Source organism: Herbaspirillum sp. GW103 (genome assembly GCF_000261365.1).
In the GTDB taxonomy this organism is placed as follows: domain Bacteria; phylum Pseudomonadota; class Gammaproteobacteria; order Burkholderiales; family Burkholderiaceae_D; genus Herbaspirillum.
In genome coordinates this window covers 1-26,465 of the sequence record NZ_AJVC01000006.1, presented here as the reverse complement: position 1 = coordinate 26,465, position 26,465 = coordinate 1, and the positions used below count along the sequence as shown (strand labels likewise).

Below are 26,465 nucleotides of genomic sequence, written 5' to 3'. Positions count from 1 at the left end.
GTCTTCACGCGCTGACCAGCGGGCGCGGATCCTTCAGGTACTGCTCACGGATGGCGCGCGCCGACCAGTAAGCCAGCGCCACGGCCGTACCAGTCGGGTTGTAGCCGATACCCTGGGCAAACACGCCCGATCCGACCGCGAAGACGTTGTGCACATCCCAGCTCTGCAGATAGCGGTTCACCACGCTGGTGGACGGGTCCGTGCCCATGGCCACGCCACCGGCCCAGTGCGTGGTCTGGTAGGTACGCAAGTCCGGCGCTGCACCGAAGTCCTTGACGGTCACCTTGATCTCGCGCGCCTTCAGCTCATGCGCGATCTTGACGGCCTGGTCGGTGACATAGCGGCTCATGCGGATGTCGTTGTCCTTCCAGTCGAAGGTAAAGCGCAGCAGCGGCTGGCCGAAGGCATCCTTGTAATTGGGATCGAGATCCACATACACGTCGCGATAGACCATGTTGGCACCATGCACGTCGAAGGACATGGTGTTGAGATAGCTGGCCTTGACTGCACGCTTCCAGTCGCGTCCCCACTTGGGCGTGCCACTGGGCAGGGGGATGCCCGAGATCGGCTTGGCCCCGGCCGGATTGCACCAGATCGGCGAACCACCGACGAAGCCCAGCGGGCCGTGGTCCATATGATCGCCATTGAAGTCATCCACGGCCACGCCATTGCCACCGGCACCGATGAAGCCGTTGATGTTCTTGCCCGGATCGAAGAAGGCATTGATGGAGGCCATCATCTGGAAGGCGATATTGCGTCCGACCGCTCCGGTGTTGCTGACCGGGTCATAGGGCTTGCCGATGCCCGAGAGCAGGAACAGCCGCGCATTGTTGTAGGCAAAGGTACTGGCGATGACGATGTTGGCGGGCTGGAAGACGGTATCGCCATTGACATCCACGTAGGTGACACCAGTGGCTTTCTTGCGCGTGCTGTCCAGTTCGATGCGCAGCACGTTGCAGCTGCTGCGCAATTCGAACAGCGCGCTCTTGCGCAGGGCCGGCATGATGTTGACGTTGGGCGAGGCCTTGGAATAGTTGTAGCAGGCATAGCCGGAGCAATAGCCGCAGAAGGTACAGGGGCCCATCTGGCAACCGTACTGGTTCACGTAGGGCGCCGAGGCATTGGCCGAGGGCAAGGTGAAGGGGTGGAAGCCCGCTTGCTGCGCGGCCCTGCGAAACAGCGCCGCCTGGTATTGCTCCTTCTGCGCCGGCAACGGAAAGTTGTCCGAGCGGTTGGCCTCGAAGGGATTGCCGCTGTCGTCGACTACCTTGCCCTGCACCCGGTAAGCAGTGCCGGATGTGCCCATCATCTTTTCGGCGAAATCGAAATACGGTTCCAGTTCTTCGTAGGTCACGCCCCAGTCCTGCAGAGTCATGTCCTTGGGGATGAAGCCCTTGCCGTAACGTTCCTCGTAATGGCTGCGCATGCGCAGCTCCTCCGGCAGCACGCGCCAGTGGCAGCCCGACCAGTGCAGCCCGGCCCCGCCCACGCCTTCGCCGGGCTTGAACATGGCGATCTGGCGATAGGGGATGGCGCTGTCGCCGCTCTTGCGGCGGAAGGTGAACGAGGATTTGTTCAGATTCTGGAATAACTTGAAACGCTGCTGGTATTCCAGTTCATCGATGGTCTTGGGATAGGCGCCGTCGGGATAGGTGTCGCGATAGACGCCACGTTCCAGCGCCACCACGCTTTGTCCGGCCTCGGTCATTTCCTTGGCCATGATGGCGCCGGTCCAGCCGAAGCCGACGATGACGACGTCGACTGCTTTCATGTTCTTGTTGGCCATGTGCTTGGGCTTTCGGGGTCAGACGATGCGAAGTGGGGCGGCCATCAGCCGCGCGAGATCGGGGGCAGGGGATAGGTGCGACCGTACTGGTCGACCCAGTCGTAGTAGTCGGCGCGGGCACCGGGGAAGCCGATCATCTTCCACGCGCCCATGCCCTTGTTGCCGCCGTCGGCCGGATCGCAGAAATAGCCTTCGTGGACGTTTTGCAGCAACAGGTTGAACAGCGCGGCGGGCGGGATGGTGGCCATCTTCAGGCTGCCCTGCCGGCCCTTCTCCAGCTCGCCCATCATCTTTTCGCGTTGCTGGGCATTGAGCTCCACATAGCCGTGCCTGTATTGCTCACGGATGGCCGCATCGAATTCGGCCAGGCCCTTCTTGTACAGTTCGCGCGGCGGATAGGGCAGCTGGTAGCCGAATTCGGGTGGTGCGTCCGGGGTGAAGGGTCCCTGCATGTACCACAGCTGGCCCTGGCCGTAGGGGGTGTTCATCTGCGCATCGATGAAGGCCGGGACCCCGGCTTCCAAGGCACCGGGACCACTCTCGTCGGCGGGAATGAGGGTATCGGCCAGCGCGCTGAGCAGCGCGAATTCCTCCTGGTTGAAGAAGACCGGTTTGTACGGAGAGTCGGCCGCTTGCCCCTGGGCGCTGACGGCCAGGCTGCCGGTCGTCACGGCCAGTGCGGCAGCAGGTGCGGCGGTGAGAGCGCCGCGCAGGAAACGGCGGCGATCGGGAGAGATGCTTATTTTTTTCATGGCGCGTTTCCTTGAGGGAAATCCGGAGCGTGAGCAAGGTCTTGCCTTGCTCACGGCCCAGCCATGATGCGCGCGATGATGCCGCAGGGGGATCAGCCATCCTGCGGTTTTGGTGTGGGAAATGTCTGACGCATACGCTGCAGGCCCTAGCGCCCTGCACGGGTTCAAGCCCTGTGATGCGTCAGCGCGACTTCAGAAGCCCCAGCTCAACATGCCGACCAGCTGGTTGCCCTGCTTGATGTCAAAGCGGTTGTAGCCACCGAGGATGGCCTGCAGCGACCAGGTGATGGGCGAATTGGGGAAGGGGGCCGACAGGCCCAGCGTCAGGTGACGCAGGCCGCCGCTGCTGGGGCCGTTGCCGGCGTAGCAGCCATTGACGACGAAGGCCTGACCGGCGCCGCAGGCGGTGCCGGTGGCGGTGTCGCGGGTGCCGAGGTACTTGCCTTCACGCTTGTAGGTGTAGGCGCCCAGCGTACTGGTGAAGGTGATGTCGTAGGGCAGGGGCCTGGTGTAGACCAGGGTCCAGTAGGTGTCGCCCTTGTTGCCCCATATGACATCGTTGAGCAGCGTCTGCGCATTGAAGGACAGCGCGCCCCAGGTCAGGCCGGCCTTGGTTTCCAGTGCATTGGCGTGGCTGCCGTTGGCGTAGTAGTAGCCGGTCATGCCCAGGGTGTAGCCGAGGTCGCCGCTGATGTTGCCGGCGTAGGCGAAGTAGAGATCGTTTTCCACCGAGCGCGGTTTCTGGAACTCGGTGATGCTGCGATCACTGTAGGACTTGCCCAGTTGCTTGTATGAATAGTTGATGGTGGATGCCCAGTAACCGAAGCTCCAGCCGCTGCTGTGCACGAAATCGATGCCCCATTGCAGCGCTGCCTGGTCCGATTCGGGCGCATCCGCACCGGCATTGCCCAGCGCCTGGCCGTTGCCATAGGTGGTGGTAGCACCGCGCAGCACGTAGCGCGAGGCCAGGTCGATATGCTTGGTGATGGTCCAGGGACCGGCCGGTTCGGCGGTGGCAGCCGCAGCGGCATCGTCGGCCAGCGCCGGTGCGCAGACCAGCAGGGAGGCGAGGGCAGCGGTGCAGGTGCCCAGCGCATAGCGGGCGTGCAGGCGCGACAGGGAAGCGGTGGTGGTAGTCAAGGTTCTCTCCGTTGGGTTGAACTGTATCGTTGTGGAAGCAAGGGACGAGCAGACCCTGGCGGGTCCGTTGCCGGACCCGCGCAAGTCGTTGGTGATGCCGGTACTGTTGGAACTACAGGCGCATGCGCGCGAAAAACTTAGAGTTTTCCGTCAGCCGCCATCTTCATGTAGGTCGGATCGAAACGCAGCTTGACGTTCTTCTTGTCGCCGATGATCACGTTGCCGTCGAAGGCGATGCCGATGCCATCGGCACTCTTGACGTTGGGGCCAAGGATGCCGTGATCAAAGCTGAACTTGGCGATGCGCCCCATGATGGTCGGCAGTTCCTTCTTGGTCGCGAACTCCAGCGCCGCCTTGGGCTGGTAGAACATGGCCGTGGCCGCCAGTTGCGACCGGAAGCCTGCCAGGTCGGTGCCGGAAGCCTTGCCCATGGCGGTCAGCGCACGGGTGGCGCGGTCGTCCTTGGCGGTCATGATGGACATCATCTCGTACCAGGCACCGGTGAGCGCCTTGCCGAAGGCCGGGTTCTCCTGCAGGGTCTTGGTGTTGACCACCATCAGATCCATGATTTCGCCGGGCAGCTGCCTGGAGGTGTAGACCAGCGAAACATCGGGCGATGCCGCCAGCGAGGACAGCATCGGGTTCCAGGTCACCGTGCTGGTCACGGCCGGGGTGGCGAAGGCGGCGGTGATGTCGGCATCGCTGGTGTTGACCACCTTGACGTCACGTTCGCGCAGGCCCACCGATTCCAGCGCGCGCGCCAGCAGGTAGTGCGAGACCGAGAATTCCACCAGTTGCACCGACTGGCCCTTGATGTCGGCCAGCTTCTTGTTCTTTCCCTTCAACACGATGCCATCGTTGCCGTTGGAATAGTCGCCCACGATCAGGGCCGTGGAGTCCACGCCACCGGCTGCGGGAATGGTGAGCGCATCCATGTTGGTCATGGTGCAGCCGTCGAACTTGCCGGCGGTGTACTGGTTGATCGACTCCACGTAGTCGTTCAACTGCACGGCGCTGATGGTGATGCCGTACTTCTTGCCCCACTTGGCCAGGATGCCTTGTGCCTGGGCTTCGCCCCAGGGCATCCAGCCGGCGTAGATGGAGGTGCAGACCTTGAAATCGGTGCGGGGTGCAGCGTGGGCTGATGAGCGCGCGCCTGCGAAGGCGGCCAGGGCGATGGCAGCGCCACCAAGGATTCGGGAAATGTTGTACACGGCGTAGGGTCCTCGAAGGGTTTATTGGAAAAAAGCCCGGGAGCGGCGCGCTCTTGCGATCGCGTCATCTCCCGGGCTTTTCTCCCGCCGTGTAACCCCTTGCGAGGTCGACTGCTCTCGGACCAGACATCCGCACCAGCGAACCGGAACCCTAGCTGTCCATTGCAAATTGTGCTGACTCAAGACCGGACTCGCCGGCTCCCGCTCGCTTTTCAGCAAGGTTCATGCCAATCCCGTGAGATTGCGTCGAGGCTGCATGAGGCTGTTTTTCGCTATTAATAGCGGCCGCTGAAAAGCCAGCTGCGACGCGCCAGACATGATCGATGCTGGCGCATTCTCCACGCGCCAAATCGGTGCCGATGTGCACCATGCTTGCGCTCTGACTGTTTGCGAAGAAACCCGCGATGGGCTGCAATCCTTTGCAGGAGCGGGTTTGCGACAGCTGTCTCTGTGCGGAAGGGGGTGGTCTGGATCTTGCATGCAAGATTGTCGTTCTCGCAGTGGGCGAGCCAAGACGACTTGGATCGAAGCAGACTAGGCGCATAGCGCAGACGTTGGCCTCGATAACCATCCTGGACGGCCAGGCCATGTTCGCAGGAGTAGACCATGCCCATGACCCGATCAAGTGACACCCCCGTTTTTCCCATCGCCTTTTCTGATGACGCCGCACAGGCACTGCCGCTGTGTGGTCGCATGCGCAGCTCGCTCGTCCTCATCGAAGCGCTCACGCATGCCGTGCGCTGGCTGCGACGGGCGCGCTAATGGTATGGAATTTGCTGAAATCAACGTACATGCAGAGCAGCCCGCATCGATGAGCTGATCATCCAACGGCTGTAGAAGATGTTCCAATAGCTGGCTAGGGTTCCGGTCTGCCGCAGGCAGATGACTGGTCCGAGAGCCGGCGACCTCGGTCGAGGTTACACGGCGGGACAAAAGCCCGGGAGAGAGTTGCACCACAGGTGCCGCGCTGCTCCTGCTTTTGTTCAACCCCGACCGGAGTTTCTCGTGATCGCTGTCCGTCTTCCCAGGTCCCACCCCGCAGCTGCCGTACTGCTTGCGTCCCAGTCGCGGGGAGGTGCGCCATGCGTTTCCTGAACCGCCACCCCGGTCGCTCCGGGCAGTGGTTGCTCACGCTTCTGCCCTTCCTCATCCTGGTGCTGTTGTATGCCTTCGGCTCGGCTACCCGTCTGGCCGACAATCCCAACGACAAGCTCCTGCCCAGTCTCACGCAGATGGTCGATGCGATCCGCCACATGGCCTTCATGGAAGATCCGCGCACCGGCGACTACCTGTTCTGGACCGATACCCTGGCCAGCCTGCAGCGGGTGCTGCTGGGTCTGGGCATCGCCGCCGCGGCCGGGCTGGTGCTGGGCATTGCCAATGGCCTCTTTCCTGTTCTGCGTGCCGGCTTCTCGCCGCTGCTGACGGTGATGTCGATGGTGCCGCCGCTGGCGATCCTGCCGATTCTCTTCATCGTCATGGGGCTGGATGAATTGTCCAAGGTGATGCTCATCGTCATCGGTGTCACCCCTCTGCTGGCGCGCGATCTGGAACACACGGGGCGCGCCCTCCCGGCCGAACTGTTGATCAAGGCGCAGACGCTGGGCGCCAACAGCTGGACGCTGGTGCTGCGGGTAGCCCTGCCGCAGATGCTGGCGCGCCTGCTGGTGTCGCTGCGCTTGTCGCTGGGGGCAGCGTGGCTGTTCCTCATTTCCGCAGAAGCGATTTCGGCCACGGCCGGTCTCGGCTATCGCATCTTCCTCGTGCGCCGCTACCTGGCCATGGACATCATCCTGCCCTACGTGGTCTGGATCACGCTGTTGGCGTGGATGATGGACTGGCTGCTGCGCGCCATCCATCGTCGCTTCTTCCCCTGGGCTGAAGGAGGCCGCGCATGAGCTATATCGAGATTGGCAACGTGTGGCAGCAATACGGCCAGAACGTGGTGCTGGAGCGCCTGAACCTGCGCGTGGACGAAGGCCAGTTCTGCACCCTGGTCGGCGCTTCCGGCTGTGGCAAGTCGACCTTCCTGCGCCTGCTGCTGGGGCAGGAGCGACCGAGCAAGGGGCAGCTCCTGCTGCAGGGTCAGCCTTTCCCGGCCGAGCCCGATGCCACGCGTGGCGTGGTGTTCCAGCGTTATTCCGTGTTCCCGCACCTGAACGTGCTGGACAACGTGGCCATCGGTCTCGAGCTGCCGCAATCCCCGCTCCTGGGACGCCTGTTCGGTGGCGCCAAACGGCGCGCACGCGAGGAGGCGGCGCAGCTGCTGCACCGCGTGGGGCTGGGACACGCGCTGGATCTGTATCCCGGCAGTCTCTCGGGCGGCATGCAGCAGCGGCTGGCCATCGCCCAGGCGCTCATCGTGCGCCCGCGCGTGCTGTTGCTGGATGAACCTTTCGGTGCGCTCGATCCGGGCATCCGCAAGGAGATGCACACCCTGCTGCTGGATCTGTGGAAGGACAGCGGCCTGACCGTCTTCATGGTGACCCACGATCTCTCCGAAGGCTTCACCCTGGGCACCCGCTTGCTGGTCTTCGACAAGGTGCGCGTCGATCCGCAATACCCGCAGGCCTATGGCGCCCACATCACTTACGACATTGCCCTCAACGAGGCGCGTGCCCGCGAACAGGCCGGCAAGCTGGCCTCCCTCCTCACTGCAAAGGAAAGCTGACATGAGCAAGGATCCCCTGGCCCTGCAGGCCAGACTCTATGAAGAACTGCTGCCCGGCGGCGGCCATACCTCCTTCATCCTCAAGCGCGGCCAGTCGCTGCGCATCACCGACATCGAAGGCGGCGCCAACGTCAGCATGATGATGTTGAATGCCCGGCAACCCAGCGAGCGGCTGAACCTGCCCGATACCCTGAAGGGCCAGCACACCGCGCGCCTGCAGGCCGGCCATTGCCTGTACTCCGACATGGGCCGCGTACTGGCCGCCATCACCGAAGACACCTGTGGCTGGCATGACAGCTTCGGCGGCGTCCTCAATGCCGAGGAAGTGCGCGAGAAATACGGCCAGGGCCGCTATCAGGAATTGCGCAACGGTTTCCATCGCAACGGTGTGGACAACCTGCTGGTGGAAATGGGCAAGTGGAACCTCGACCTGCAGGACCTGCTGATGGTGGTGAACCTGTTCTCGCGCGTGAACGTGGATGCCGAAGGGGTGTTCCACTTCGTGCCCGGCAATTCCAGGGCCGGTGACTACATCGAGCTGGCCGCACCGATGGACACGCTCATCATCCTGACCGCCCTGCAGCATCCCATGGACCCGCATCCACAGTACGCGCCGCTGCCGGTCCGGCTGGAATGGCTGCATACGCACAGCGATGACACCACGCACGCCTGCCGCCATTCGCGCCCCGAGAATGAGCGCGCCTTCCACAACACCGAACGCTTCCATCTCTGAAGAGGGAGAATCTCATGCACATCATCGAAAGCCAGCGCACCCCCGAACAAGCCGTGTTCCGTCATGTGATTCCGGCGGGCGAACCGTATCTCTTCAACCTCAGTGCCGGACAGACCGTGCGCTTGCTGGACCTGGAAGGCAATCAGGCCATCGATACGCTGTTCTACAGCGCCGCCAATCCGCGTGAACGTTACGATCCGCAGCGCACGCTGCGTCGCCAGAACCGGGCCTACCTGGGTGCGGGCAGCGTGCTGTACTCCAACCTGGGGCGCGCCCTGGCCACCATCGTGGCCGACACCTGCGGTCGTCATGACACGCTGGGTGGCGCGTGCGCGCAGGAGAGCAATACCGTGCGCTATGCGCTGGAGAAACGCTACATGCACAGCTGCCGCGACAATTTTCTGTGCGCCTGCCTGCATGATGGACGGCTCAACAAGCGCGACATCGGTGCCAACATCAATTTCTTCATGAACGTGCCGGTCACCCCGGAAGGCGGTCTCACCTTCGAGGATGGTATTTCCGCTGCCGGCAAGTACGTGGAGCTGCGCGCCGAGCAGGACCTGATCGTGCTTATTTCCAACTGTCCGCAGCTGAACAATCCCTGCAACGGCTGGAACCCGACCGCCGCCGAAGTACTGGTGTGGGACTGATCCCGAGACCTTGAACGTACGCAGCCCTGCGCCCCTCGCGGACGACCGCGAGCCGGTTTTTCGAATCACGGGACGACCCGGATTTCCAGGCCCATTCCATGTTTGACCATCTGCTCATCGCCAATCGCGGCGCCATTGCCTGCCGCATCCTGCGCACCCTGCGCACGCTGGACGTGACCGGCGTGTGCGTCTATTCCGAAGCCGACCTCGGCAGCCTGCACGTCCTGCAGGCCGACCGCGCCATCTCGTTGGGAGAAGGTGCGGCGGCCCAGACCTATCTGGCTGTGGACAAGATATTGGCCGCCGCCCGCGACAGTGGCGCGCAGGCCATCCATCCCGGTTATGGTTTTCTCTCCGAGAATGCCGCCTTTGCCGAAGCCTGCGAAGCCGCCGGCATCGCCTTCGTCGGCCCCACGCCCGCGCAGCTGCGCATCTTCGGACTCAAGCACACCGCGCGCGCACTGGCGCGTGAGCAGGGCGTGCCGATGCTGGAAGGCACCGACCTGCTGGAGAGCCTCGACGATGCGCTCTCGGCTGCGTCGCGCGTGGGTTATCCGGTGATGCTCAAAAGCACGGCGGGCGGTGGCGGCATCGGCATGCGCGTCTGCCGCAGCGATGCGGAATTGACGGACGCCTTTGATTCGGTGCGTCGACTGGGCCAGAACAATTTCAGCGACGCCGGCGTCTTCATCGAGAAATACATCGAACGTGCCCGCCATCTGGAAGTGCAGGTCTTCGGTGACGGGCAGGGCGAGGTGATCGCCCTGGGCGTACGGGACTGCTCGGTGCAACGACGCAACCAGAAAGTGCTGGAAGAAACGCCCGCGCCCCATCTTCCCGAGGGCATGGCCGAGGCCCTGTGCGCGGCAGCCATCCAGCTGGCGCGCGCGGTGAACTATCGCAGTGCAGGTACGGTGGAGTTCGTCTATGACAGTCTGGCCGGGCAGTTCTACTTCCTCGAAGTCAACACGCGCCTGCAGGTGGAACACGGCGTGACCGAACAGGTCTGGGGCGTGGATCTGGTGCGCTGGATGATCGAACTGGCAGCCGGCGACCTGCCACCGCTGTCGCAACTGGCGTCCCGTTTGCAGCCGCGTGGCCATGCAATCCAGGCGCGTCTGTATGCGGAAGATCCGGGGCGCCAGTTCCAGCCCTGCCCGGGCTTGCTGACCGCCGTCGATTTCCCGCCGGCCGATGGACAGACCTTGCGCATCGATACCTGGGTCGAGGCCGGTTGTGAGATCCCGCCGTATTTCGATCCCATGATCGCCAAGCTGATCAGCTGGCAGCCCACCCGTGAAGCTGCCCGTGTGGCGCTGGATGCGGCGCTGCGCGAGACCCTGCTGTATGGCGTGGAAACCAATCAGCATTACCTGCGCCAGATCCTGGCCGATGCCCCCTTTGCCGACGGCAAGCCATGGACGCGTTGTCTGGAACAACTGGTCTATCACGCCGATACGGTGGAGGTCCTGTCACCCGGTACCCAGACCACGGTGCAGGATCATCCTGGCCGCATCGGTTATTGGGCCGTCGGCGTGCCGCCCTCAGGTCCCATGGATGAGCGCGCCCTGCGGCTGGGCAATCGCCTGCTGGGCAATGCCGAGAATGCGGCGGGACTGGAAGTGACCATGATGGGGCCGGTACTGCGTTTCAATACCGCCGCCAGCGTGGTGGTCACCGGTGCCGTGATCCCGGTCTTGCTCGATGGCGTAGCCCAGCCCATGGCCACCGTGTTGCACATCGCCGCCGGCAGCACCCTGAAGCTTGGCACCATCAGCGGCGCCGGTGCGCGCAGCTATCTGGCCGTGCGCGGTGGCGTGCAGGTGCCGGCCTATCTGGGCAGCCGCAGCACCTTCACGCTGGGCCAGTTTGGTGGTCATGCGGGTCGTGCGCTGGCCAGTGGCGACATCCTGCATCTGCTGCCATTGTCCGAGGATGACATGCCCGAGGTCGGCCAGGTCTTGCCGGCCGACCTGTATCCCGCCCTCGATGCGGTACGTCAGGTCCGCGTGATCTATGGTCCGCATGGCGCGCCGGAATATTTCACGCCGGCCTACATGGCGACCTTCTTCGCCACCGACTGGGAAGTCCATTTCAATTCCAGCCGCACCGGCGTGCGCCTGATCGGTCCCAAGCCGGAATGGGTGCGCGACAGCGGTGGCGAAGCCGGCCTGCATCCCTCCAACATTCATGACAATCCCTATGCCGTCGGTGCCGTCGATTTCACGGGCGACATGCCGGTCATCCTCGGACCGGATGGCCCCAGCCTGGGCGGCTTCGTCTGCCCGGTCACGGTGATCGAGGCCGATCTCTGGCAGATTGGCCAGCTCAAGGCCGGTGACAAGCTGCGCTTCGTTCCGGTGGAGGTGAGCACTGCACGCCGCATCGCCCTGGCCGCACAAGCCGCTATCACCAGCCTGCAGCCGCAGCCGGTGGACTGGTCGCCGGCAGCGCTGGCCTCGCCCGTCGTGCTGGACCTGGGACAGGATGAACACCGTCTGGTGGCGCGTCTGTCGGGCGATGCCAATCTGCTGCTGGAAGTGGGCAGCCCGCAACTGGACCTGGTGCTGCGCTTCCGCGTGCATGCCCTGATCGCGGCCTTGGAAGAACAGCATCTTCCCGGGGTGATCGATCTCACGCCCGGCATCCGCTCGCTGCAGGTGCACTACCAGCCGGAAGCCTTGCCCTTGTCGACCTTGCTGGAGACCATCGCCGGATTGTGGGATGCCGTCTGCGCCCGCCAGAACCTGACGGTGGCCTCGCGTATCGTGCACCTGCCTTTGTCCTGGGACGACCCGGCCTGTCAGCTCGCCATCGAGAAATACATGACCACCGTGCGCAAGGATGCACCGTGGTGCCCCAGCAATCTTGAATTCATCCGCCGCATCAACGACCTCAAGGATATCGGCGCAGTGCGCCAGACCGTGTTCGATGCCAGCTATCTGGTCATGGGACTGGGCGATGTCTATCTGGGCGCGCCGGTGGCTACGCCGCTGGACCCGCGTCATCGCCTGGTCACGACCAAGTACAACCCGGCGCGCACCTGGACTGCCGAGAACTCGGTAGGTATCGGCGGTGCCTATATGTGCATCTATGGCATGGAAGGACCGGGCGGTTACCAGTTCGTGGGCCGCACCCTGCAGATGTGGAACCGCTATCGCGAAGTCGCGGCCTTCCGGGGCAAGCCCTGGCTGCTGCGCTTCTTCGACCAGATCCGTTTCTATCCGGTCACGGCCGAAGAATTGCAGACCATCCGCCGCGACTTCCCGCTGGGCCGCTTCGAGGTCGGCATCGAGGAGACGCGACTGGATCTGGCGCACTACCAGGATTTTCTGCAACGCGAAGCCGAGGGTATCGCTGCCTTCCGCCAGCATCAGCAAGCAGCCTTCGATGCCGAGCGCCAGCGCTGGATCGCCAACGGCCAGGCCGACTACGAGAGCGAGGAAGGCAGTGCCCTCATGCAGGAAGACCAACCCCTGCAGGCGGGACAACTGGCCGTGGATGCGCCCATTGCCGGCAACCTGTGGCAGGTCAAGGTCAGTCCCGGCCAGCGGGTGGCGCAAGGTGAACTGCTGATGATTCTGGAATCGATGAAGATGGAAATCAACATCGCCGCCCCCGAAGCCGGCATCGTCGCCGAAGTACGGGTGCAGCCGGGCAGTCCGGTACGTGCGGGACAGTGCGTGCTGGTCATGGAAGAGATTGAACAGGAGGCCGCATGATCCATCCTTTCGACTTGCGCATCGATGCGCTCACGGCGGCCTATCGTGATGGCAGCCTGTCCCCGCGCACCGTGATCGGCCGCCTGCGTGAGCGTGCCATCGCACTCAATGCGCAATACCGGCTCTACCTCCACCTGTTGAGCGAGGAAGAGATCGAGCCCTACCTGCAGGCGCTGGAACGGCAGTCCCCGCACAGCCTGCCGCTGTATGGTGTGCCCTTCTCGATCAAGGACAACATCGACCTGGCGGGTATTGCGACCACGGCGGCCTGTCCGGCCTTCAGCTACGTACCACGCGAGAGTGCCACCCTGGTAGCGCAACTGATCGCGCTCGGTGCGGTGCCGATGGGCAAATGCAATCTGGATCAGTTCGCCACCGGTCTCAACGGCACCCGTTCGCCCTATGGCGCCTGCCGCAACAGCGTGCATCCGGATTATCCTTCCGGCGGTTCGTCCTCCGGTTCATCGCTGGCGGTGGCATTGGGTTTGAGCAGCTTTGCATTGGGCACTGACACGGCCGGCAGTGGCCGCGTCCCTGCCGCCCTGAACAATCTGGTCGGACTGAAGGCGACCAAGGGACTGCTCTCCACCGCCGGGGTAGTGCCCGCCTGCCGTACGCTGGATTGCGTGACCTTCTTCACCGCCACGGCAGCCGAAGCCAGTCAACTGCTGGCGCTGTGCACGCAATCAGGAGAGCCCGACGAGCGCGACGAATACAGCCGGGCCAACCTGCCGCACAATGATGCAGCGGCCTTCCAGGCGCCACGCGAGGGCTTGCGCGTGGGAGTACCGCGCCAGCTGGAATTCCTCGGCTGCAGCGAGAGTCCGGTCCTGTTCGTGGAAGCGCTGGGACAACTGGAGGCCATCGGCGGCGTACCCGTGTCCATCGATTTCAGCCCCTTTCTGGAGGCAGCGCGCCTGCTCTACGAAGGTCCGTGGGTGGCCGAGCGCTACAGCACCATCGAAGCGCTGTTGCAGGAACGGCCTGAGGAGATCCTGCCGGTGATTCGCGACGTGCTGCGCAAGGCACCGCAGTACAGCGCCGTCGATACCTTCCGCGCACAATATCGCCTGCAGCAACTGAAGGTGCAATGCGACCGCATCCTCAGCACTGTCGATTGCGTGGTCACGCCTGCCTATCCGCGTCCGGTGACCCTGGAGGAATTGCACGAGCAGCCGGTGCAGCGCAATTCGGATCTGGGCTGGTACACCAATTTCATGAACATGCTGGACTACGCGGCCGTCGCCACCCCGATGAACTTCATGAAGAACGGCCTGCCCTGGGGCATCACGGTATTCGGCCCGGCCTTCACCGACCAGGCACTGCTGGGCGTGGCCGATGCCTTGCAGCGCGCACATGGAAGGCCACTGGTCGGACAGCGGCAGATCGAAAACCGCCTGCTGGCGGCGTGAGTGACCGAGGAGGGCGGACGCCTGGTCAGGCGTCCGGCAGGATTTCGGTCAGCGAGAGAATGGCCTGCGCCACTTCGGCGATGCGCCGGTTCTGGTTCATGGCGTGTTTGCGCAGCAGGCGATAGGCGGCTTCTTCGTTGAGGCCCTGCTTCATCATCAGCACACCCTTGGCCCGCTCGATGAGCTTGCGTTCTTCCAGGCTCTCGCGCACGGTGGCCAGTTCCTGGGTCAGGTTCTGCAGGCGCTCGGACTGGGTGCGCAGGATGTCGACGATGGAGTGGGTCAGGTGCGGCCCCACCCCGGTACGCAGCGATTGCTCCGGCAGCGCCTGGTCTTCCAGGCTGGAGGGGAAGGCGACCAACGGGGCCAATGGATCGAGTGCATCATCCTGGCTGAAGAGCTGGCCCTGGTGGTCCAGTTCCTTCTGCAATTCGGCGATCTTGTCCCTGCATTGCGACTGCAGGTAGTTGGCCAGATGGATCTCGACCCGGTGCAGGCCATCCATGCGGGTGGAGCAGCACTGGTACCAGGCATCGGCCAGTTCGGGATCGAGCGGACGGCCATGCGCGGTGAGCAGCTTGCGACGCAGCCTTTCCAGATCGGCCAGCGGCAGGGTGGCCTGCATGGCGCTCCACTCGTTGCGGAAACCTTCGGCGAAGGATTCGAAACGACGCAGGGCCTGTTCCTGCATCTCGATCTGGGTTTCGATGGTCTGTTCCTGTTCGCGCGTGATCTTGCCCATGGCAAACGCGGCAGCACCGGCGGCCCGTTCGCGTCCGGCAAATTCCTTGCCCTGCATCAGGTTGAACAGCGCCACCAGCAGACGCGATATCTCGGGGTCCACGGCCACGTCGGCCGCTTCAAACACCAGCGCCAGCAGGGCGCCCACCACCGTCTTGAAACGCTCGTAGCTGGCGCTCGGGGTACAGGTGAGGGCCACCACATCGGCGCGCAGCTTGGGCAGCCCGTCCAGTGCATGCAGGGCGAAGGCGATGCGGGTGTAGAGACGCGCGCCATTGGAGAGAGCGTTGTCGTGCTCGGTGGATTCCAGCCAGGTATCGAATTCACACCGTGCCGCCTGGCTCGCCGCTACGCGCTCCTGGCACTCCTGCGCATCCCGCTCGCCGCGCGAGCCGAGATAGATGTTGGAGACCCCGCGTTCCTGCTGCAGGCAATGAATCAGCTTGCCCACGGTGAGTACCAGCTGGCAGGTGCGAGCCAGGCGTTGCAGTTCCTCCACTTCGCAGCGGCGGGCGGTGATCAGGTAGTTCAGGACTTGGCTCATGGACGGCAGGACGAAGAATCAGGGAGACCCTCAGCGCCAGCAAGTTTCATGCAATGGCGCTGCATCCCCGGATTGTAATGGAATCGACTTGCCCGGCATCCGCTCCCTAGCGGGCGATATACCATTCGTAGCGATGATTCCACGCCACGAACAGGTTCATCGTGATGGCGCCGATGAGCGAATAGAACACGCGATCCATCGGCAGGAACAGGGCCGCCGTCGCAAACAGCGCCAGGTCAAAGCCCATCAGAAGCCAGCCGGCCTTGAAGCCGGTGCGTTCCTGCACGTAGGTGGCCAGGATGCTCATGCCGCCGCAGCTGGCCTGGTGGCGGAACAGCCCGATCAGGCCGATGCCCACGCACAGTCCGGCCAGCACTGCCCCGACGGCGGGATCGAGGTGGCTGTAGCTGATGTAGTTGCCGGCTACGTTGGTCAGTACCGAGACTGCCGTGACGGCGGCCAGGGTGCGCCAGGTGAAGGCGGCGCCCATGCGCAGGGCGGCCAGCAGGTAGAAGGGCAGGTTGATGAGGGTAAAGGCCATGCCGAAGCTGATGCCGGTGGCATAGGTCACCAGGAAGGCCACACCGGCGATCTGACCGATGATCAGGCCCAGGCTGTGCAGCATGGACATGCCGAAGGCGATCATCACCACACCGAAGAGCTGGCCTTGGAGGTTGTCGATCCAGCTGTGGCGCACGGCAGGTAGGGCCGCGGTACTGGCACGTGCGGCGGGCGCAGCGGCAATGGGCGAGGAGGGCGAGGAATCCGCAGTGGAAGTCGTCATGGCAATACCAATCATCAATCGTGGATAACGAACGCGTCACGTCGCTGGCCAGGTCGGCGGGTAAGCCGGTGCAGCCAACGGTGTGCAGCTGCCTTCAATCGTCGACAGCCGCCGCTGGGGCGCATGGTAATGGATTTGTTGCAGTGCGGCGAGAGCCGGATGAGACGGCGCGGCGCCGCTGCAACACTTCTCGGCAAGCAGGAAATGTGCCAGAGCCTGAATTTTCGGATGGGCTGGAAATGTCAGTCCAGCGAAGTGCCGCGAATGATCTTGATGAGCCTCAGTGCCGCCGGCGAGAGATAGGTATCGCGCCGGTAGGTCAGTCCCATCCGGCGCAGCATGGTGGTCTCCTTCAGCGCCACTTCGCGCAGGTGGCCGCGCCCGGCCAGCAGGTTCAGCTTGGAGGCAAAGCCCAGCAGGTTGCTGCGCTCGATGAGCGGCATGATCATGTTCAGCACGGTCGGGGTGATCTGGACCGTGGGACGGGGGAGGTGATGGCGGTCGAACACGTTGTCCAGCCACTGGCGGCTCAGGACCGATTGCGCGGGCAGCACCCATTGATAGTCCAGCAGGTGGCGCAGCTTGATCTTCCTGTCGAAGACCGGATGATTCGGACTGGCCATAACAACCATCTCGTCGCGCATGATCTCTTCGGTATGGAAGACTTCGTCATCCTGGATCATCGGCCCCAGCACCACATCCAGTTCTCCCGCCTTCAATCCCTCCAGCAGGGCATCGTTCATGGAGACCTTCAGATCGATCGTGACCTTCTCCGCCTCTGCCAGCAACTGCTGGCAGATGCCCGGCAGGATGTGCTCGGCCAGGGTGGGGATACAGCCCAGGCGGATGTTGCCCTCGCGCCCGTGGGCATAGTCGCCGATCTCGCGGGCGGTCTCGTCCATCATCAGGCTGATGCGCCGCGCGCGGTTGAGCAGGGCCTCACCCACCGCGGTCAGGCGGATGCCGCGCCCCACGCGTTCGAACAGCGGTGCACCCAGTTGTTCTTCCAGGCGATCAATACATTTGGTCAGTGCCGGCTGTGTCTTGTAGAGCCGTTCGGCAGCCCGTCCCACATGCCCTTCCTCGGCGATGACGGCAAAATACTTGAGATCACGGAAGTCCATGATTCATTCCTGAAAGTTATGAATTCAAAAATAAAAGCAAATATACATTAAATATTCCCGCACGTAGACTGCCCTCCAAACAAGAACACTCGCCCTCGGCGGTGACGACAACATGGAGACCAGTACGATGCAAGACTTTCCTTCCCGGCGCCATTTCCTGCGGCGCAGCGCGCACCTCGCGCTTGGCCTCGGGGCCGCGACATACCTGCCGCTGACGCTGGCGCAATCCGAAACCTATGCCCATTCCTCCGGCAGCGAACACGCCGCCAGCCGTCTGCCGGCCGATGCCTGCGACTGTCACATGCACATCTACGACCCGCGCTTCGCATGGGCGCCCGGCGCCAAGCTGCTGCATGCGCCGGCCACCGTGGCCATGTATCGTCATCTGCAACAGCGACTGGGTACGACGCGCAACGTCGTGGTGACCCCTTCGGCTTATGGCGTGGACAACAGCTGCATGCTCGATGCGCTGGCACAACTGGGCAATGTCGCCCGTGGCGTGGCCGTGGTCAATGACCAGGTCAGCGACGCCGAACTGCAGCGCCTGCATCACGCCGGAGTGCGCGGACTGCGCTTCAACCTGGCGCTGGGGTCGGTCACCAGCGTTGCGATGATGGAGCCGCTGGCACGCCGTGTGGCGCCGCTGGGCTGGCATCTTCAGGTCAACATGCCCAATGAGGTCCTGCTGAACAACCGTGCGCTGCTATCGAAGCTCCCGGTGCCTCTGGTGTTCGACCACTTCGCCCGCATTCCCCTGCAGGCCGGCCCGACCCATCCGGTATTCGATTTCGTCACCGGCTTGATGCGCGAGCAGCGCGCCAGCGTCAAGCTCTCCGGCGCCTATCTCCACAGCAAGCGTGGCGCCCCCGATTACGAGGACGTCGCACCATTGGCGCGCGCCCTGCTGCAAGTGGCGCCGTCCCAGCTGGTGTGGGGCAGCGACTGGCCGCATCCGACCGAGCAACACAAGCCCGACGATGCACGCCTGCTCGATGTCATGACGGCCTGGCTGGGTTCGGACGCGATGGTGCGTACCGTGCTGGTCGACAACCCCACTCGCCTTTACCAATTCTGACGGAGTCGCCCATGTCGCAGGTTTCCATCTCTCCCGCAGCAGCGGCTGTGGCTACACCCGTCGTCAGTGAAGAGGCCATCATGAAGAAGGTGTTGCGCCGTCTCATTCCCTTCATTCTGTTGTGCTACGTGGTCAGCTACCTCGATCGCATCAACGTCGGTTTCGCCGCGCTGACCATGAACAAGGATCTGGGCCTGACACCGTCGCAGTTCGGTCTGGGGGCGGGGCTGTTCTTCATCGGCTATTTTCTCTTCGAGATCCCCAGCAACCTGGCGCTGCATCGCTTCGGCGCCCGCATGTGGATCTCGCGCATCATGATTTCCTGGGGCCTGATCTCGATGGCCACCGCCTTCGTGGTCGGTCCCAAGAGCTTTGCTCTGGCGCGCTTCCTGCTGGGCATGGCCGAGGCCGGATTCACGCCGGGCATCTACCTGTACTTCACCCAGTGGTTCCCCGGTGCCTGGCGCGGCAAGGCCACGGCCTTTTTCCTGATCGGCATTCCGATCGCCAACATCATCGGCTCGCCGCTGTCGGGCGCTCTGATGGAATTGCACGGCATGTGGGGCTATCAGGGCTGGCAGGTGCTGCTCTTGCTGGAAGCCTTGCCGGCTGTGCTGCTGGGCGTGCTGTGCCTGTTCCTGTTGCCGGATCGCCCGTCCAAGGCTGCCTGGCTCACCCCTGACGAAAAGCAGTGGCTGGACAATGCCCTGTCCACCGAACAGAACGTCCTGGCCGCCCGTCATGGCAACAAGCTCAAGGATGCCTTTACGAACTGGCGTGTGTTCGCGCTGGCCGCTGCCAACTTCTGCGGCATCATCGGTTCCCTCGGCATCGGCTTGTGGCTGCCGCAGATCATCCGCGAGTTCGGCCTGCCATCGCATCAGGTTGGCCTGGTCGCGGCCGTTCCTTACCTGGTCGGTGCGGTGGCGATGATCCTCTGGGCGCGTCTGGCCAATCGCAGCGAGCGACGCCTGTTCTTCGTGGCCGGGGCCATCGTGCTGGCGGCCGTGTCGCTGGCGATCTCGGCCTTCCTGCATACGCCGCCGCTGAAGATGCTGGCCATTACCATCGCGGTGGCGTCCATCCTCTCCTTCCAGGCGACCTTCTGGGCCATCCCCTCGGGCTTCCTGACCGGACGTGCGGCGGCTGGCGGCCTGGCGCTGATCGTTTCCATCGGCAACCTGGGCGGCTTCGTCGGGCCGTCCGTGATCGGCTTCATCCGCCAGGCCACGCAGGGCTTTACGTATCCGTTGATCTTCGTGGCCGGTGCCTTGCTGCTGGGTGCCGTCATCACCCTGGCACTGGGTGATCCGTCCCGCGTTCCTCCCGCTTCCAAGGAAACAGCATGAGCTTCTTTGCCCCGCCTCCCGTGATCGAGGCCGGTGTCTTCACGCGCCTGCCCGAGCATTTTCGCAAGCCCCGCAAGAACGCCTGGGGTGATGCCAACCGGGGCGGCCTGCCCATCGATTCCTTCCTCGAAGGTCCTTCCTTCGACCGCCAGGGCCGGCTGTACGTCACCGACATTCCCTATGGCCGGATCTTCCGCATCTCCATGGATGGTCAGTGGGAACTGGTCACCGAATACGACGGCTGGCCCAATGGCCTGAAGATCGACAAGACCGGTCGTATCGTCATCACCGACTACAAGCGCGGACTGGTACAGCTCGATCCCGACAGCGGCAGCGTCACGCCACTGCTGGAGACGGTCGGTTCGGAAGGCTTCAAGGGTGTCAATGATCTGGTGTTCGGACCCGGTGGCGAGATCTATTTCACTGACCAGGGTCAGACCGGATTGCAGGACGCCACCGGTCGCGTCTACCGTCTCGCGCCCGATGGTCAGCTGAGCTGTCTCATCAACACCATTCCCAGTCCCAATGGCATCGTCCATGACCCGGTCCTCAATCACCTGCTGGTGGCGGTGACGCGGGCGCAGCAGATCTGGCGCATCCCGCTGCATCACAACGGTGTGGTCGGCAAGGTCGGCGTGTTCGCCAACCTGCACGGCGGTATGGCCGGGCCCGATGGTCTGGCGCTGGATGCGCAGAGTTGTCTCTATATCGCCCATACCGGCTTCGGCTCCATCTGGCGCCTGTCGAAGTTTGCCGAACCGCTGCTGCGCATCCGTTCCACAGCCGGTATTTCGACCACCAACCTGGCCTTTGGCGGACCGGATGGCAAGAGCCTCTTCATCACCGAATCCCAGACCGGATCCATCCTGCGCGCCGACGTGCCGGTAGCCGGCCTGCCCATGTACTCCCACGCTTGAGCGTGGGCTTCCTCTTCGTCTTCGTTTTCATTTTCATCAAAGGATCACCATGAGCTCCCAACCTGATTTCATCCGCGACTTCGAACGCGTCGATGCCGCCGTCGTGGCCCAGGCTTCGGAATTTGCTGCTTCCATCCTGGCCGATGTGGCCGGTCGTCGCGGCACCCTGTGCAGCCGAGTGGCGCCGCTGTCGCCCACCATGCGCGTGGCCGGACCGGCACTGACCGTGGAAGTCCGTCCGGGTGACAACCTCATGATCCACGCCGCCATGGCCATCGCCAAGCCGGGCGACGTGCTGGTCATCGATGGCAAGGGCGATGAGACCTGTGCGCTGATGGGCGAGATCATGGTCTCGCAGTGCAAGGCCAGCGGCCTGGCCGGCATCATCATCTATGGCTCGGTGCGTGACACTGAAGCCCTGCGCGAGATCGGCTTTCCGGTCTATGCCGTGGGCGCCAATCCGAATGGCCCGACCAAGAACATTGCAGGCCGCGTGAACTGGCCGATCTCGGTGGGTGGCACGGCGGTGCAACCGGGAGACCTGATCGTGGGCGATGCCGATGGCGTGGTAGTGGTCGAGCGCGAGAAAGCGGCATCTCTGCTGGCTGCTGCGGCCAAGAAGGTGGCCGATGAAACCAAGCGCCTCTCCGAGATCCGTGGCGGTGGTCCGTTGCGTCCGACCTGGCTGGAGGGCGCACTGCGCAAGGGTGGCGTATTGGCAGAAGGAGAAACGCTGTGAGCGCGGCAAACAAGGAGGTGGTGATCGTCACCGGTGTCGACCTGGCAGCGGAGGCGGTCGAGCTGCTGCGGGACTATCAACTGGTCTATGCCGGTGCCAAGCCGACCGAGGATGATCTGATCGCGCTGGCCCGACAACACCAGCCGGTGGCCATCATCGTGCGTTATGGCGGCGTGAGCGCCCGCGTGATGGATGCGGCTCCAGGCTTGCGCGTCATTTCCAAGCATGGCACGGGCATCGATTCCATCGACAGCCAGGCGGCGCAGCAGCGCGGCATTGCCGTCAAGGCAGCGGCGGGCGCCAATGCCCCGGCCGTGGCCGAGCACACCTGGGCACTCATCATGGCCTGCGCCAAGAGCGTGGTGGGGCTGGACCAGCGCATGCGGGAAGGGCACTGGGACAAATCCACCCACAAGAGTGTGGAGCTGCGCGGGCGCACCCTTGGACTGGTGGGCCTGGGCGCGATCGGTCGTCGCGTGGCAGCCGTTGCAGCTGCGCTGGAAATGCCGGTGCTGGCCCATGATCCGTATGCCACTCAGGCCCCGCAAGGCGTACAGCTGGTCGATCTCGATACGCTCCTTGCGCAGTCTGACGTGGTCTCGCTGCATTGCCCGCTCACGCCCGAGAACAAGCACATGATCAACGCGCAGTCGCTGGCCTGCATGAAGGATGGCAGCATCCTCGTCAATACGGCCCGTGGCGGGCTGATCGATGAACAGGCGCTCATTGCCGCACTGGCTTCGGGCAGGCTGCGCGCGGCCGGACTGGATAGTTTCGAAAAAGAACCATTCACTGCACCGCATCCCCTGCAAAACGTCGGCAATACCATCCTCAGCCCGCACATCGGCGGCGTGACCGCAGATGCCTATATCGCCATGGGCACCGGTGCGGCCAGTAACGTGCTGGCCATCCTGAACGCTCAGGCGGTTGCCGCCTGATCCATAATGACCCTGGGCCAGCCGCCGACACAGGCGGCACCCGACTTCCGAGAGAGAGACATGGAGACAATCCAAGACGAAAAGCGGCTCGAGAGCGAGACCGTACGCAAGGTGACCTGGCGCCTGTTGCCCTTCCTGATGCTGTGTTACCTGTTTGCCTTCATCGACCGTGGCAACATCGGTATGGCGGCCTTGCAGATGAACCAGGATATCGGTCTGTCACCCAAGATGTTCGGCTTTGCCAGCAGCCTTTTCTTCATCGCCTACTTCATCTTTGAAGTGCCCAGCAACCTGGCACTGCAGAAGTTCGGCGCACGCAAGTGGCTGGCCCGCATCATGATCAGCTGGGGCCTGATCTCGGCCAGTACGGCGCTGGTGCAGGGGCCGACGTCGTTGTATTTCGTGCGCTTCATCCTGGGGGCAGCGGAGGCCGGATTCTTCCCCGGTGTGGTGCTGTACCTGACTTACTGGGTGCCTTCGGCCTATCGTGCCCGTATCGTGGCGCTGTTCATGGTGGCCATTCCGGCGGCCAGCTTCGTGGCCTCGCCGGTCTCGGCGCTGCTGCTACAGATGGATGGTATCGGCGGATTGCGGGGCTGGCACTGGCTGTTCGTGCTGGAGGGCCTGCCGACGGTGTTGCTGGGACTGGTGTGTCTGTCCTTCCTGACGGATCGTCCCGACCAGGCTCGCTGGCTCAATGAGCAACAGCGCCAGTGGCTGGTCGCGACCATGAACCGTGAGGCCGCCAGCCGTGCCGCCAAGCAGCATATCCCCTTGTGGAAGCTGTTCAGCCAGCCGCATGTATGGGGCATGGCGCTGGTGTGCGCCTGCGCCTCGGCGGCCGGTTCGGTCTTGAACGTATGGCAGCCTCAGTTGCTCAGGTCCTTCGGCCTGACAGTGATGCAGACCGGGCTGGTCAATTCGATTCCCTACCTGATCGCTTCGGTGCTGATGGTGTGGTGGGGTCGTCATTCCGACCGTACTGGCGAACGTCGCTGGCATACCGCCGTTCCGCTGATCCTGATCGGCAGTGGTCTGGCACTGGCTACGCTGGCCCATACGTTGGTGCCAGTGGTGCTGTTGCTGACCATGGTGCTCATTGGCGCCTACTCGTTCAAGGGACCGTTCTGGGCCATGGCGTCCAGCTGGTTGGCCACGGGCTCGGCCGCAGCCGGCCTGGCGGGTATCAATGCGGTGTCCAATCTGATCGGCGGCGGCGTGATGGTCAACGTCTACGGCTGGGTCAAATCTGCCACCGGCAGTTATGCCATGGCCTTGCTGCCGATGGTAGGTCTGTCGGTGGTGAGCGTGGCCATCCTGCTGGTGTTGTCGCGCAAGTCGCGCGCGGCAGGTACGGGTGCCCTGAAGGAAGCGGTGCGCTGAGCCTGACGCAAGCGTGATGGAGTACATGAGAGCCGCCCGCATTTGCAGGCGGCTCTTTTCGTTCGGGCTGTCTGCAACAGCAGAACGCGGGCGTCGCAGATGTGATGATGGCTGTCACCTGTCGGTGCCCGAAGCCTGCGGCGAGGAGCGCATTCATCTTTGTCTTCGGGCAAGGTTGCGTTGGGGCGTCTGGATCGGGCAATATCACGCACGGTCTTCACATGCCCGCCTCTGACTCTGACAAGGAATCCCATGCAGCAACACGAGAGCAAGCCGCGCCTGCCGGTGGTCGACATCGCCACCGCCACCCCCGCACAAAAGGAAGTCCTGGACGATATCCTGAAGGGCCCGCGTGGCAACCTGGCCGGTCCCTTCCTGTCCTGGATCCACAGTCCCGAACTGGCGCAGCCTGCCCAGAAGCTGGGCGCATTCTGCCGTTATCACACGCAGCTGCCGTTGCGACTGTCGGAGCTGGCCATTCTCTGCACGGCCGCGAAATGGCAAGCTCAGGCGGAGTGGCAGATTCACTATCCCATTGCCATCGAGGCCGGGCTGGACGCGGACAATGTCGAGCGGGTTCGACTGGGCAGGCCCCCTGCCTTTGAGGCGCGCGACGAACAGATGATCTGGGAATTCGTGGAAGAACTTTACGAGAACAGACGTATTTCCGAGCCCTTGTATCGGGAGGCGCAAGAACGCTTCGGTATCGAGGTGCTGGTCAATCTTGTGGGACTGCTGGGCTACTATTCTCTGGTGGCCATGACGCTGAACGTCTTCCATGTGCGCCATGGACAAGCACCGCTGCCCTTTGATGAACCCGCCGGCAGCGCAGCGGAGTGAATGTCGGGTGTGTGTCTGGCAGTGGCATGCCGCCGGCCAGGCTTACGCGATATCGAGCACGATCCTTCCGCGCGGCGCCTTGCCGGACTCCAGCAGCGCGTGCGCGAAGGCAGCCTCTGCGAGGGGGAAGCACTGACCGACCGCGGGTACCAGCACTTGTTGTTGCGCCAGCAGCGCGACCTGTCGCAGGCACTCCGGATCGTCATCGATGATCGAGCGGATCACACGTACCTTGAATTCGTCCCCGCGTTCCCGGATCGGGGCAGCGACCAGCCAGACCAGCTGGCCCCCGGGTTTGAGGACGGGATAGGAACGGTCGTGGGTGTCTGCGCCCACCAGGTCGAAGACGACATCGAACCCGCGCAATGTCGAGAAATCCTCCTTGTCATGGGCGACGACCCCGGTCGCACCCAATGCCAGCACGGCATCCCGGTTGGCACTGCTGCAGGTTGCCCAGACCTCGGCGCCCAGGTGCACCGCCAGCCGGATCATCAGGCTGCCTACTGCGCCGGAACCGGCGTGTACCAGTATCTTCATGCCGCTGGATACCTGTGCTGTTCTGACCATGGGAATCCAGGCGCTTGCGCCGGGCTGCAACAGCGCCGCTGCCTGTCGGTTTGACAGCGAGGCGGGCTGCGCGACCACGCGCGCTGCCGGCAGGACGATGCTGTCGGCGTAGGTGCCCTGGCCGAACATGTCGGCGATTACGCAGACGGCGTCGCCGACTTGGAGACCCTCGGCGCTGGATTCGACGATCACGCCCGCACCGTCGCGGCCGGGGACCTTGGGTAGTCTGAGTGGTACGTGGCGTTCAAGCAGACCAGCTCTGAGTTTGGTATCCAGAGGAGCGACTCCCGCCGCGCACAGGCGGACACGGACCTGGCCTGAGGTCAGGGCGGGCGCCTCGATGGTTTCCAGAACCATGACTTCCGGGGGGCCGTATTGGTGATAGCGGATTGCCTTCGTATTCATCGTGCCTCTTTCGTGGATGCTTGGTCCTTGTGGAAAACTCTGCTGGCAGACGGTGTGCGGCGTTGGTTTGAAGAGCAGCCGGTCCGCCGTGAGCTACTTCAGGATCGGATCCTAGAGAGAAGCGTCAAGGCAATGCAAATAGACTATCCATATTCCAGTAATAAGCTGGGCTGATGACTCGATAAGTTTGACTGCTGATGCTATAAGTCAGTGTCATCCGGAAGTTCTGCCTGCCCTTGCGCGAGTGCGTGACGCTGTTTCTGTGGTGTTATCGTACGTCAGGATTTTGCGGCACTTTTTCTGTGTGCGCGGTGTCGCTGGCGAGCAGGAAAGGCCTGTGCAAATGATTTTCAAGAGGAATTGAATGAACAGAGTTTTGCAATCCATCCACGATAATTTGCCGCAATGGGTGGCTGACTGGTTCGACGTGCTGGTGCCGGTGACGGAGGTGGTGCTGATTTTTCTGCTGGCGCTGGCGATCATGCGGGTGGCCAGGCGCCTCATCGCGAGGGTCGAACGCGATTACGGTTTGCCGGCTACGGCAATCATGCTCACGCAGCGGGTGCTGGGATTTTTCATCTATGGCGGTGCCGTACTGTGGGCGCTGGAGCGGATGGGAGTCTCCGGTACGGTGCTATGGTCTGCGTTTACCGGATTCGCCGCCGTGGGTGCGGTGGCGTTCTTTGCGGTGTGGAGTGTGTTGTCCAATCTGTTTTGCGCCATCCTGATCTTTACTACAGGGCCGTTCCGCGTGGGGGACATGATCGAGGTGCTGGAAGGCGGTGACAAGCCTGGCGTAAAGGGGCGGGTGCTGGATATCAACCTGGTCTATACCACCTTGCTGGAGGAGGGGCAGGAAGAGAAGACGATCCTGCAGTTGCCGAACAGTCTGTTCTTTCAGCGGATGGTGCGCAGGTGGAGTGATGAGCGTGGGACGGGATTTTAGAACCCATTTCATAAATAGGCGTGAGATGCGTTC

At 63.2% G+C, this 26,465-nt stretch carries 24 protein-coding genes and 2 riboswitches; of the genes, 15 read left to right on the top strand and 9 right to left on the bottom strand.

The features are described 5' to 3' along the window. Positions 1-4: 4 nt before the first annotated feature. The 5 genes from GWL_RS18660 to GWL_RS23720 all read right to left on the bottom strand — a co-directional run bounded on the left by GWL_RS18660 (position 5) and on the right by GWL_RS23720 (position 5,262). Positions 5-1,786 carry a GMC family oxidoreductase gene (locus GWL_RS18660; RefSeq protein ID WP_008333203.1) on the bottom strand — a complete coding sequence of 594 codons (1,782 nt, stop codon included), beginning with the start codon at positions 1,784-1,786 and terminating at the stop codon, positions 5-7. A 44-nt stretch (positions 1,787-1,830) separates the two neighbouring features. Further along, positions 1,831-2,538, bottom strand: a complete 708-nt coding sequence (locus GWL_RS18655) for a gluconate 2-dehydrogenase subunit 3 family protein (RefSeq protein WP_008333202.1) — start codon at positions 2,536-2,538, stop codon at positions 1,831-1,833. Positions 2,539-2,730: 192 nt separating this feature from the next. After that, positions 2,731-3,678, bottom strand: a complete 948-nt coding sequence (locus GWL_RS18650) for a TorF family putative porin (RefSeq protein ID WP_008333201.1) — start codon at positions 3,676-3,678, stop codon at positions 2,731-2,733. A gap of 137 nt (positions 3,679-3,815) precedes the next feature. Next, the gene (locus tag GWL_RS18645) at positions 3,816-4,892 is read right to left on the bottom strand and encodes a putative urea ABC transporter substrate-binding protein (protein ID WP_008333200.1); all 1,077 of its coding nucleotides are present in this window, start codon (positions 4,890-4,892) and stop codon (positions 3,816-3,818) included. A gap of 66 nt (positions 4,893-4,958) precedes the next feature. Then, positions 4,959-5,058, bottom strand: a riboswitch (guanidine-I (ykkC/yxkD leader). Further along, on the bottom strand, positions 5,044-5,262 hold the full coding sequence (locus tag GWL_RS23720) for a hypothetical protein (protein WP_175343911.1): 219 nt from the start codon (positions 5,260-5,262) through the stop codon (positions 5,044-5,046). It overlaps the preceding riboswitch by 15 nt. 236 nt (positions 5,263-5,498) lie before the next feature. On the opposite strand from GWL_RS23720, the gene GWL_RS23715 reads away from it, so the two are divergent. From GWL_RS23715 to atzF, 7 genes are all read left to right on the top strand, one after another. After that, entirely contained in the window at positions 5,499-5,654 is a 156-nt protein-coding gene (locus GWL_RS23715; RefSeq protein ID WP_008333191.1) for a hypothetical protein, read from the top strand. 83 nt (positions 5,655-5,737) lie between these two features. Continuing rightward, positions 5,738-5,838: riboswitch (guanidine-I (ykkC/yxkD leader) on the top strand. 136 nt (positions 5,839-5,974) lie between these two features. Beyond that, complete coding sequence (locus tag GWL_RS18640) at positions 5,975-6,790, top strand: ABC transporter permease (protein WP_008333188.1); 816 nt, start codon at positions 5,975-5,977, stop codon at positions 6,788-6,790. Then, positions 6,787-7,563 carry an ABC transporter ATP-binding protein gene (locus GWL_RS18635; protein ID WP_008333185.1) on the top strand — a complete coding sequence of 259 codons (777 nt, stop codon included), beginning with the start codon at positions 6,787-6,789 and terminating at the stop codon, positions 7,561-7,563. The genes GWL_RS18640 and GWL_RS18635 overlap by 4 nt, the downstream gene beginning before the upstream one ends. A gap of 1 nt (position 7,564) precedes the next feature. Continuing rightward, on the top strand, positions 7,565-8,296 hold the full coding sequence (locus GWL_RS18630) for an urea amidolyase associated protein UAAP1 (RefSeq protein ID WP_008333184.1): 732 nt from the start codon (positions 7,565-7,567) through the stop codon (positions 8,294-8,296). Between the two features lie 14 nt (positions 8,297-8,310). Next, positions 8,311-8,946 carry an urea amidolyase associated protein UAAP2 gene (locus GWL_RS18625; RefSeq protein WP_008333183.1) on the top strand — a complete coding sequence of 212 codons (636 nt, stop codon included), beginning with the start codon at positions 8,311-8,313 and terminating at the stop codon, positions 8,944-8,946. Between the two features lie 98 nt (positions 8,947-9,044). Beyond that, positions 9,045-12,668 carry an urea carboxylase gene (gene uca, locus GWL_RS18620; RefSeq protein WP_008333182.1) on the top strand — a complete coding sequence of 1,208 codons (3,624 nt, stop codon included), beginning with the start codon at positions 9,045-9,047 and terminating at the stop codon, positions 12,666-12,668. After that, entirely contained in the window at positions 12,665-14,080 is a 1,416-nt protein-coding gene (gene atzF / locus GWL_RS18615) for an allophanate hydrolase (RefSeq protein ID WP_008333181.1), read from the top strand. The genes uca and atzF overlap by 4 nt, the downstream gene beginning before the upstream one ends. A 25-nt stretch (positions 14,081-14,105) precedes the next feature. Here atzF and GWL_RS18610 read toward each other — a convergent pair whose 3' ends face one another. The 3 genes from GWL_RS18610 to GWL_RS18600 form a co-directional block, all read right to left on the bottom strand. Next, positions 14,106-15,365 carry a nitrate regulatory protein gene (locus GWL_RS18610; protein ID WP_008333179.1) on the bottom strand — a complete coding sequence of 420 codons (1,260 nt, stop codon included), beginning with the start codon at positions 15,363-15,365 and terminating at the stop codon, positions 14,106-14,108. A 106-nt stretch (positions 15,366-15,471) separates the two neighbouring features. After that, the gene (locus tag GWL_RS18605) at positions 15,472-16,149 is read right to left on the bottom strand and encodes a YitT family protein (RefSeq protein WP_237713604.1); all 678 of its coding nucleotides are present in this window, start codon (positions 16,147-16,149) and stop codon (positions 15,472-15,474) included. A gap of 242 nt (positions 16,150-16,391) precedes the next feature. Further along, a complete protein-coding gene (locus tag GWL_RS18600; protein ID WP_008333171.1) occupies positions 16,392-17,273 on the bottom strand; it encodes a LysR family transcriptional regulator in 882 nt (293 codons plus the stop codon). A gap of 127 nt (positions 17,274-17,400) precedes the next feature. Here GWL_RS18600 and GWL_RS18595 point away from each other — a divergent pair, with 127 nt between their 5' ends. The 7 genes from GWL_RS18595 to GWL_RS18565 all read left to right on the top strand — a co-directional run bounded on the left by GWL_RS18595 (position 17,401) and on the right by GWL_RS18565 (position 24,514). Continuing rightward, the gene (locus GWL_RS18595; RefSeq protein ID WP_008333158.1) at positions 17,401-18,348 is read left to right on the top strand and encodes an amidohydrolase; all 948 of its coding nucleotides are present in this window, start codon (positions 17,401-17,403) and stop codon (positions 18,346-18,348) included. Positions 18,349-18,359: 11 nt separating this feature from the next. Then, positions 18,360-19,697 carry an MFS transporter gene (locus GWL_RS18590; RefSeq protein WP_008333150.1) on the top strand — a complete coding sequence of 446 codons (1,338 nt, stop codon included), beginning with the start codon at positions 18,360-18,362 and terminating at the stop codon, positions 19,695-19,697. After that, on the top strand, positions 19,694-20,614 hold the full coding sequence (locus tag GWL_RS18585) for an SMP-30/gluconolactonase/LRE family protein (RefSeq protein ID WP_008333148.1): 921 nt from the start codon (positions 19,694-19,696) through the stop codon (positions 20,612-20,614). The genes GWL_RS18590 and GWL_RS18585 overlap by 4 nt, the downstream gene beginning before the upstream one ends. Positions 20,615-20,663: 49 nt before the next feature. After that, positions 20,664-21,353 carry an RraA family protein gene (locus GWL_RS18580; RefSeq protein ID WP_008333147.1) on the top strand — a complete coding sequence of 230 codons (690 nt, stop codon included), beginning with the start codon at positions 20,664-20,666 and terminating at the stop codon, positions 21,351-21,353. Further along, entirely contained in the window at positions 21,350-22,291 is a 942-nt protein-coding gene (locus GWL_RS18575; protein WP_008333145.1) for a hydroxyacid dehydrogenase, read from the top strand. The genes GWL_RS18580 and GWL_RS18575 overlap by 4 nt, the downstream gene beginning before the upstream one ends. A gap of 60 nt (positions 22,292-22,351) precedes the next feature. Further along, a complete protein-coding gene (locus GWL_RS18570) occupies positions 22,352-23,674 on the top strand; it encodes an MFS transporter (RefSeq protein WP_034351456.1) in 1,323 nt (440 codons plus the stop codon). Between the two features lie 252 nt (positions 23,675-23,926). Next, on the top strand, positions 23,927-24,514 hold the full coding sequence (locus tag GWL_RS18565; RefSeq protein WP_008333134.1) for a carboxymuconolactone decarboxylase family protein: 588 nt from the start codon (positions 23,927-23,929) through the stop codon (positions 24,512-24,514). A gap of 42 nt (positions 24,515-24,556) precedes the next feature. On the opposite strand, the gene GWL_RS18560 is transcribed toward GWL_RS18565, so the two are convergent. Next, positions 24,557-25,486, bottom strand: coding sequence for an NADP-dependent oxidoreductase (locus GWL_RS18560; RefSeq protein WP_008333132.1), 930 nt, complete (start codon positions 25,484-25,486; stop codon positions 24,557-24,559). A gap of 364 nt (positions 25,487-25,850) precedes the next feature. On the opposite strand from GWL_RS18560, the gene GWL_RS18555 reads away from it, so the two are divergent. Next, positions 25,851-26,432 carry a mechanosensitive ion channel family protein gene (locus GWL_RS18555; protein ID WP_192811594.1) on the top strand — a complete coding sequence of 194 codons (582 nt, stop codon included), beginning with the start codon at positions 25,851-25,853 and terminating at the stop codon, positions 26,430-26,432. The last annotated feature ends 33 nt before the right edge of the window (positions 26,433-26,465 follow it).

Bases quoted from the DNA above. Each gene is read 5' to 3' on its own strand.
- GWL_RS18660 (WP_008333203.1), bottom strand. From the start codon at position 1,786: ATGGCCAACAAGAACATGAAAGCAGTCGACGTCGTCATCGTCGGCTTC.
- GWL_RS18655 (WP_008333202.1), bottom strand. From the start codon at position 2,538: ATGAAAAAAATAAGCATCTCTCCCGATCGCCGCCGTTTCCTGCGCGGC.
- GWL_RS23720 (WP_175343911.1), bottom strand. From the start codon at position 5,262: ATGGTGCACATCGGCACCGATTTGGCGCGTGGAGAATGCGCCAGCATC.
- GWL_RS23715 (WP_008333191.1), top strand. From the start codon at position 5,499: ATGCCCATGACCCGATCAAGTGACACCCCCGTTTTTCCCATCGCCTTT.
- GWL_RS18640 (WP_008333188.1), top strand. From the start codon at position 5,975: ATGCGTTTCCTGAACCGCCACCCCGGTCGCTCCGGGCAGTGGTTGCTC.
- GWL_RS18635 (WP_008333185.1), top strand. From the start codon at position 6,787: ATGAGCTATATCGAGATTGGCAACGTGTGGCAGCAATACGGCCAGAAC.
- GWL_RS18630 (WP_008333184.1), top strand. From the start codon at position 7,565: ATGAGCAAGGATCCCCTGGCCCTGCAGGCCAGACTCTATGAAGAACTG.
- GWL_RS18625 (WP_008333183.1), top strand. From the start codon at position 8,311: ATGCACATCATCGAAAGCCAGCGCACCCCCGAACAAGCCGTGTTCCGT.
- uca (WP_008333182.1), top strand. From the start codon at position 9,045: ATGTTTGACCATCTGCTCATCGCCAATCGCGGCGCCATTGCCTGCCGC.
- atzF (WP_008333181.1), top strand. From the start codon at position 12,665: ATGATCCATCCTTTCGACTTGCGCATCGATGCGCTCACGGCGGCCTAT.
- GWL_RS18610 (WP_008333179.1), bottom strand. From the start codon at position 15,365: ATGAGCCAAGTCCTGAACTACCTGATCACCGCCCGCCGCTGCGAAGTG.
- GWL_RS18605 (WP_237713604.1), bottom strand. From the start codon at position 16,149: ATGACGACTTCCACTGCGGATTCCTCGCCCTCCTCGCCCATTGCCGCT.
- GWL_RS18600 (WP_008333171.1), bottom strand. From the start codon at position 17,273: ATGGACTTCCGTGATCTCAAGTATTTTGCCGTCATCGCCGAGGAAGGG.
- GWL_RS18595 (WP_008333158.1), top strand. From the start codon at position 17,401: ATGCAAGACTTTCCTTCCCGGCGCCATTTCCTGCGGCGCAGCGCGCAC.
- GWL_RS18590 (WP_008333150.1), top strand. From the start codon at position 18,360: ATGTCGCAGGTTTCCATCTCTCCCGCAGCAGCGGCTGTGGCTACACCC.
- GWL_RS18585 (WP_008333148.1), top strand. From the start codon at position 19,694: ATGAGCTTCTTTGCCCCGCCTCCCGTGATCGAGGCCGGTGTCTTCACG.
- GWL_RS18580 (WP_008333147.1), top strand. From the start codon at position 20,664: ATGAGCTCCCAACCTGATTTCATCCGCGACTTCGAACGCGTCGATGCC.
- GWL_RS18570 (WP_034351456.1), top strand. From the start codon at position 22,352: ATGGAGACAATCCAAGACGAAAAGCGGCTCGAGAGCGAGACCGTACGC.
- GWL_RS18565 (WP_008333134.1), top strand. From the start codon at position 23,927: ATGCAGCAACACGAGAGCAAGCCGCGCCTGCCGGTGGTCGACATCGCC.
- GWL_RS18560 (WP_008333132.1), bottom strand. From the start codon at position 25,486: ATGAATACGAAGGCAATCCGCTATCACCAATACGGCCCCCCGGAAGTC.
- GWL_RS18555 (WP_192811594.1), top strand. From the start codon at position 25,851: ATGAACAGAGTTTTGCAATCCATCCACGATAATTTGCCGCAATGGGTG.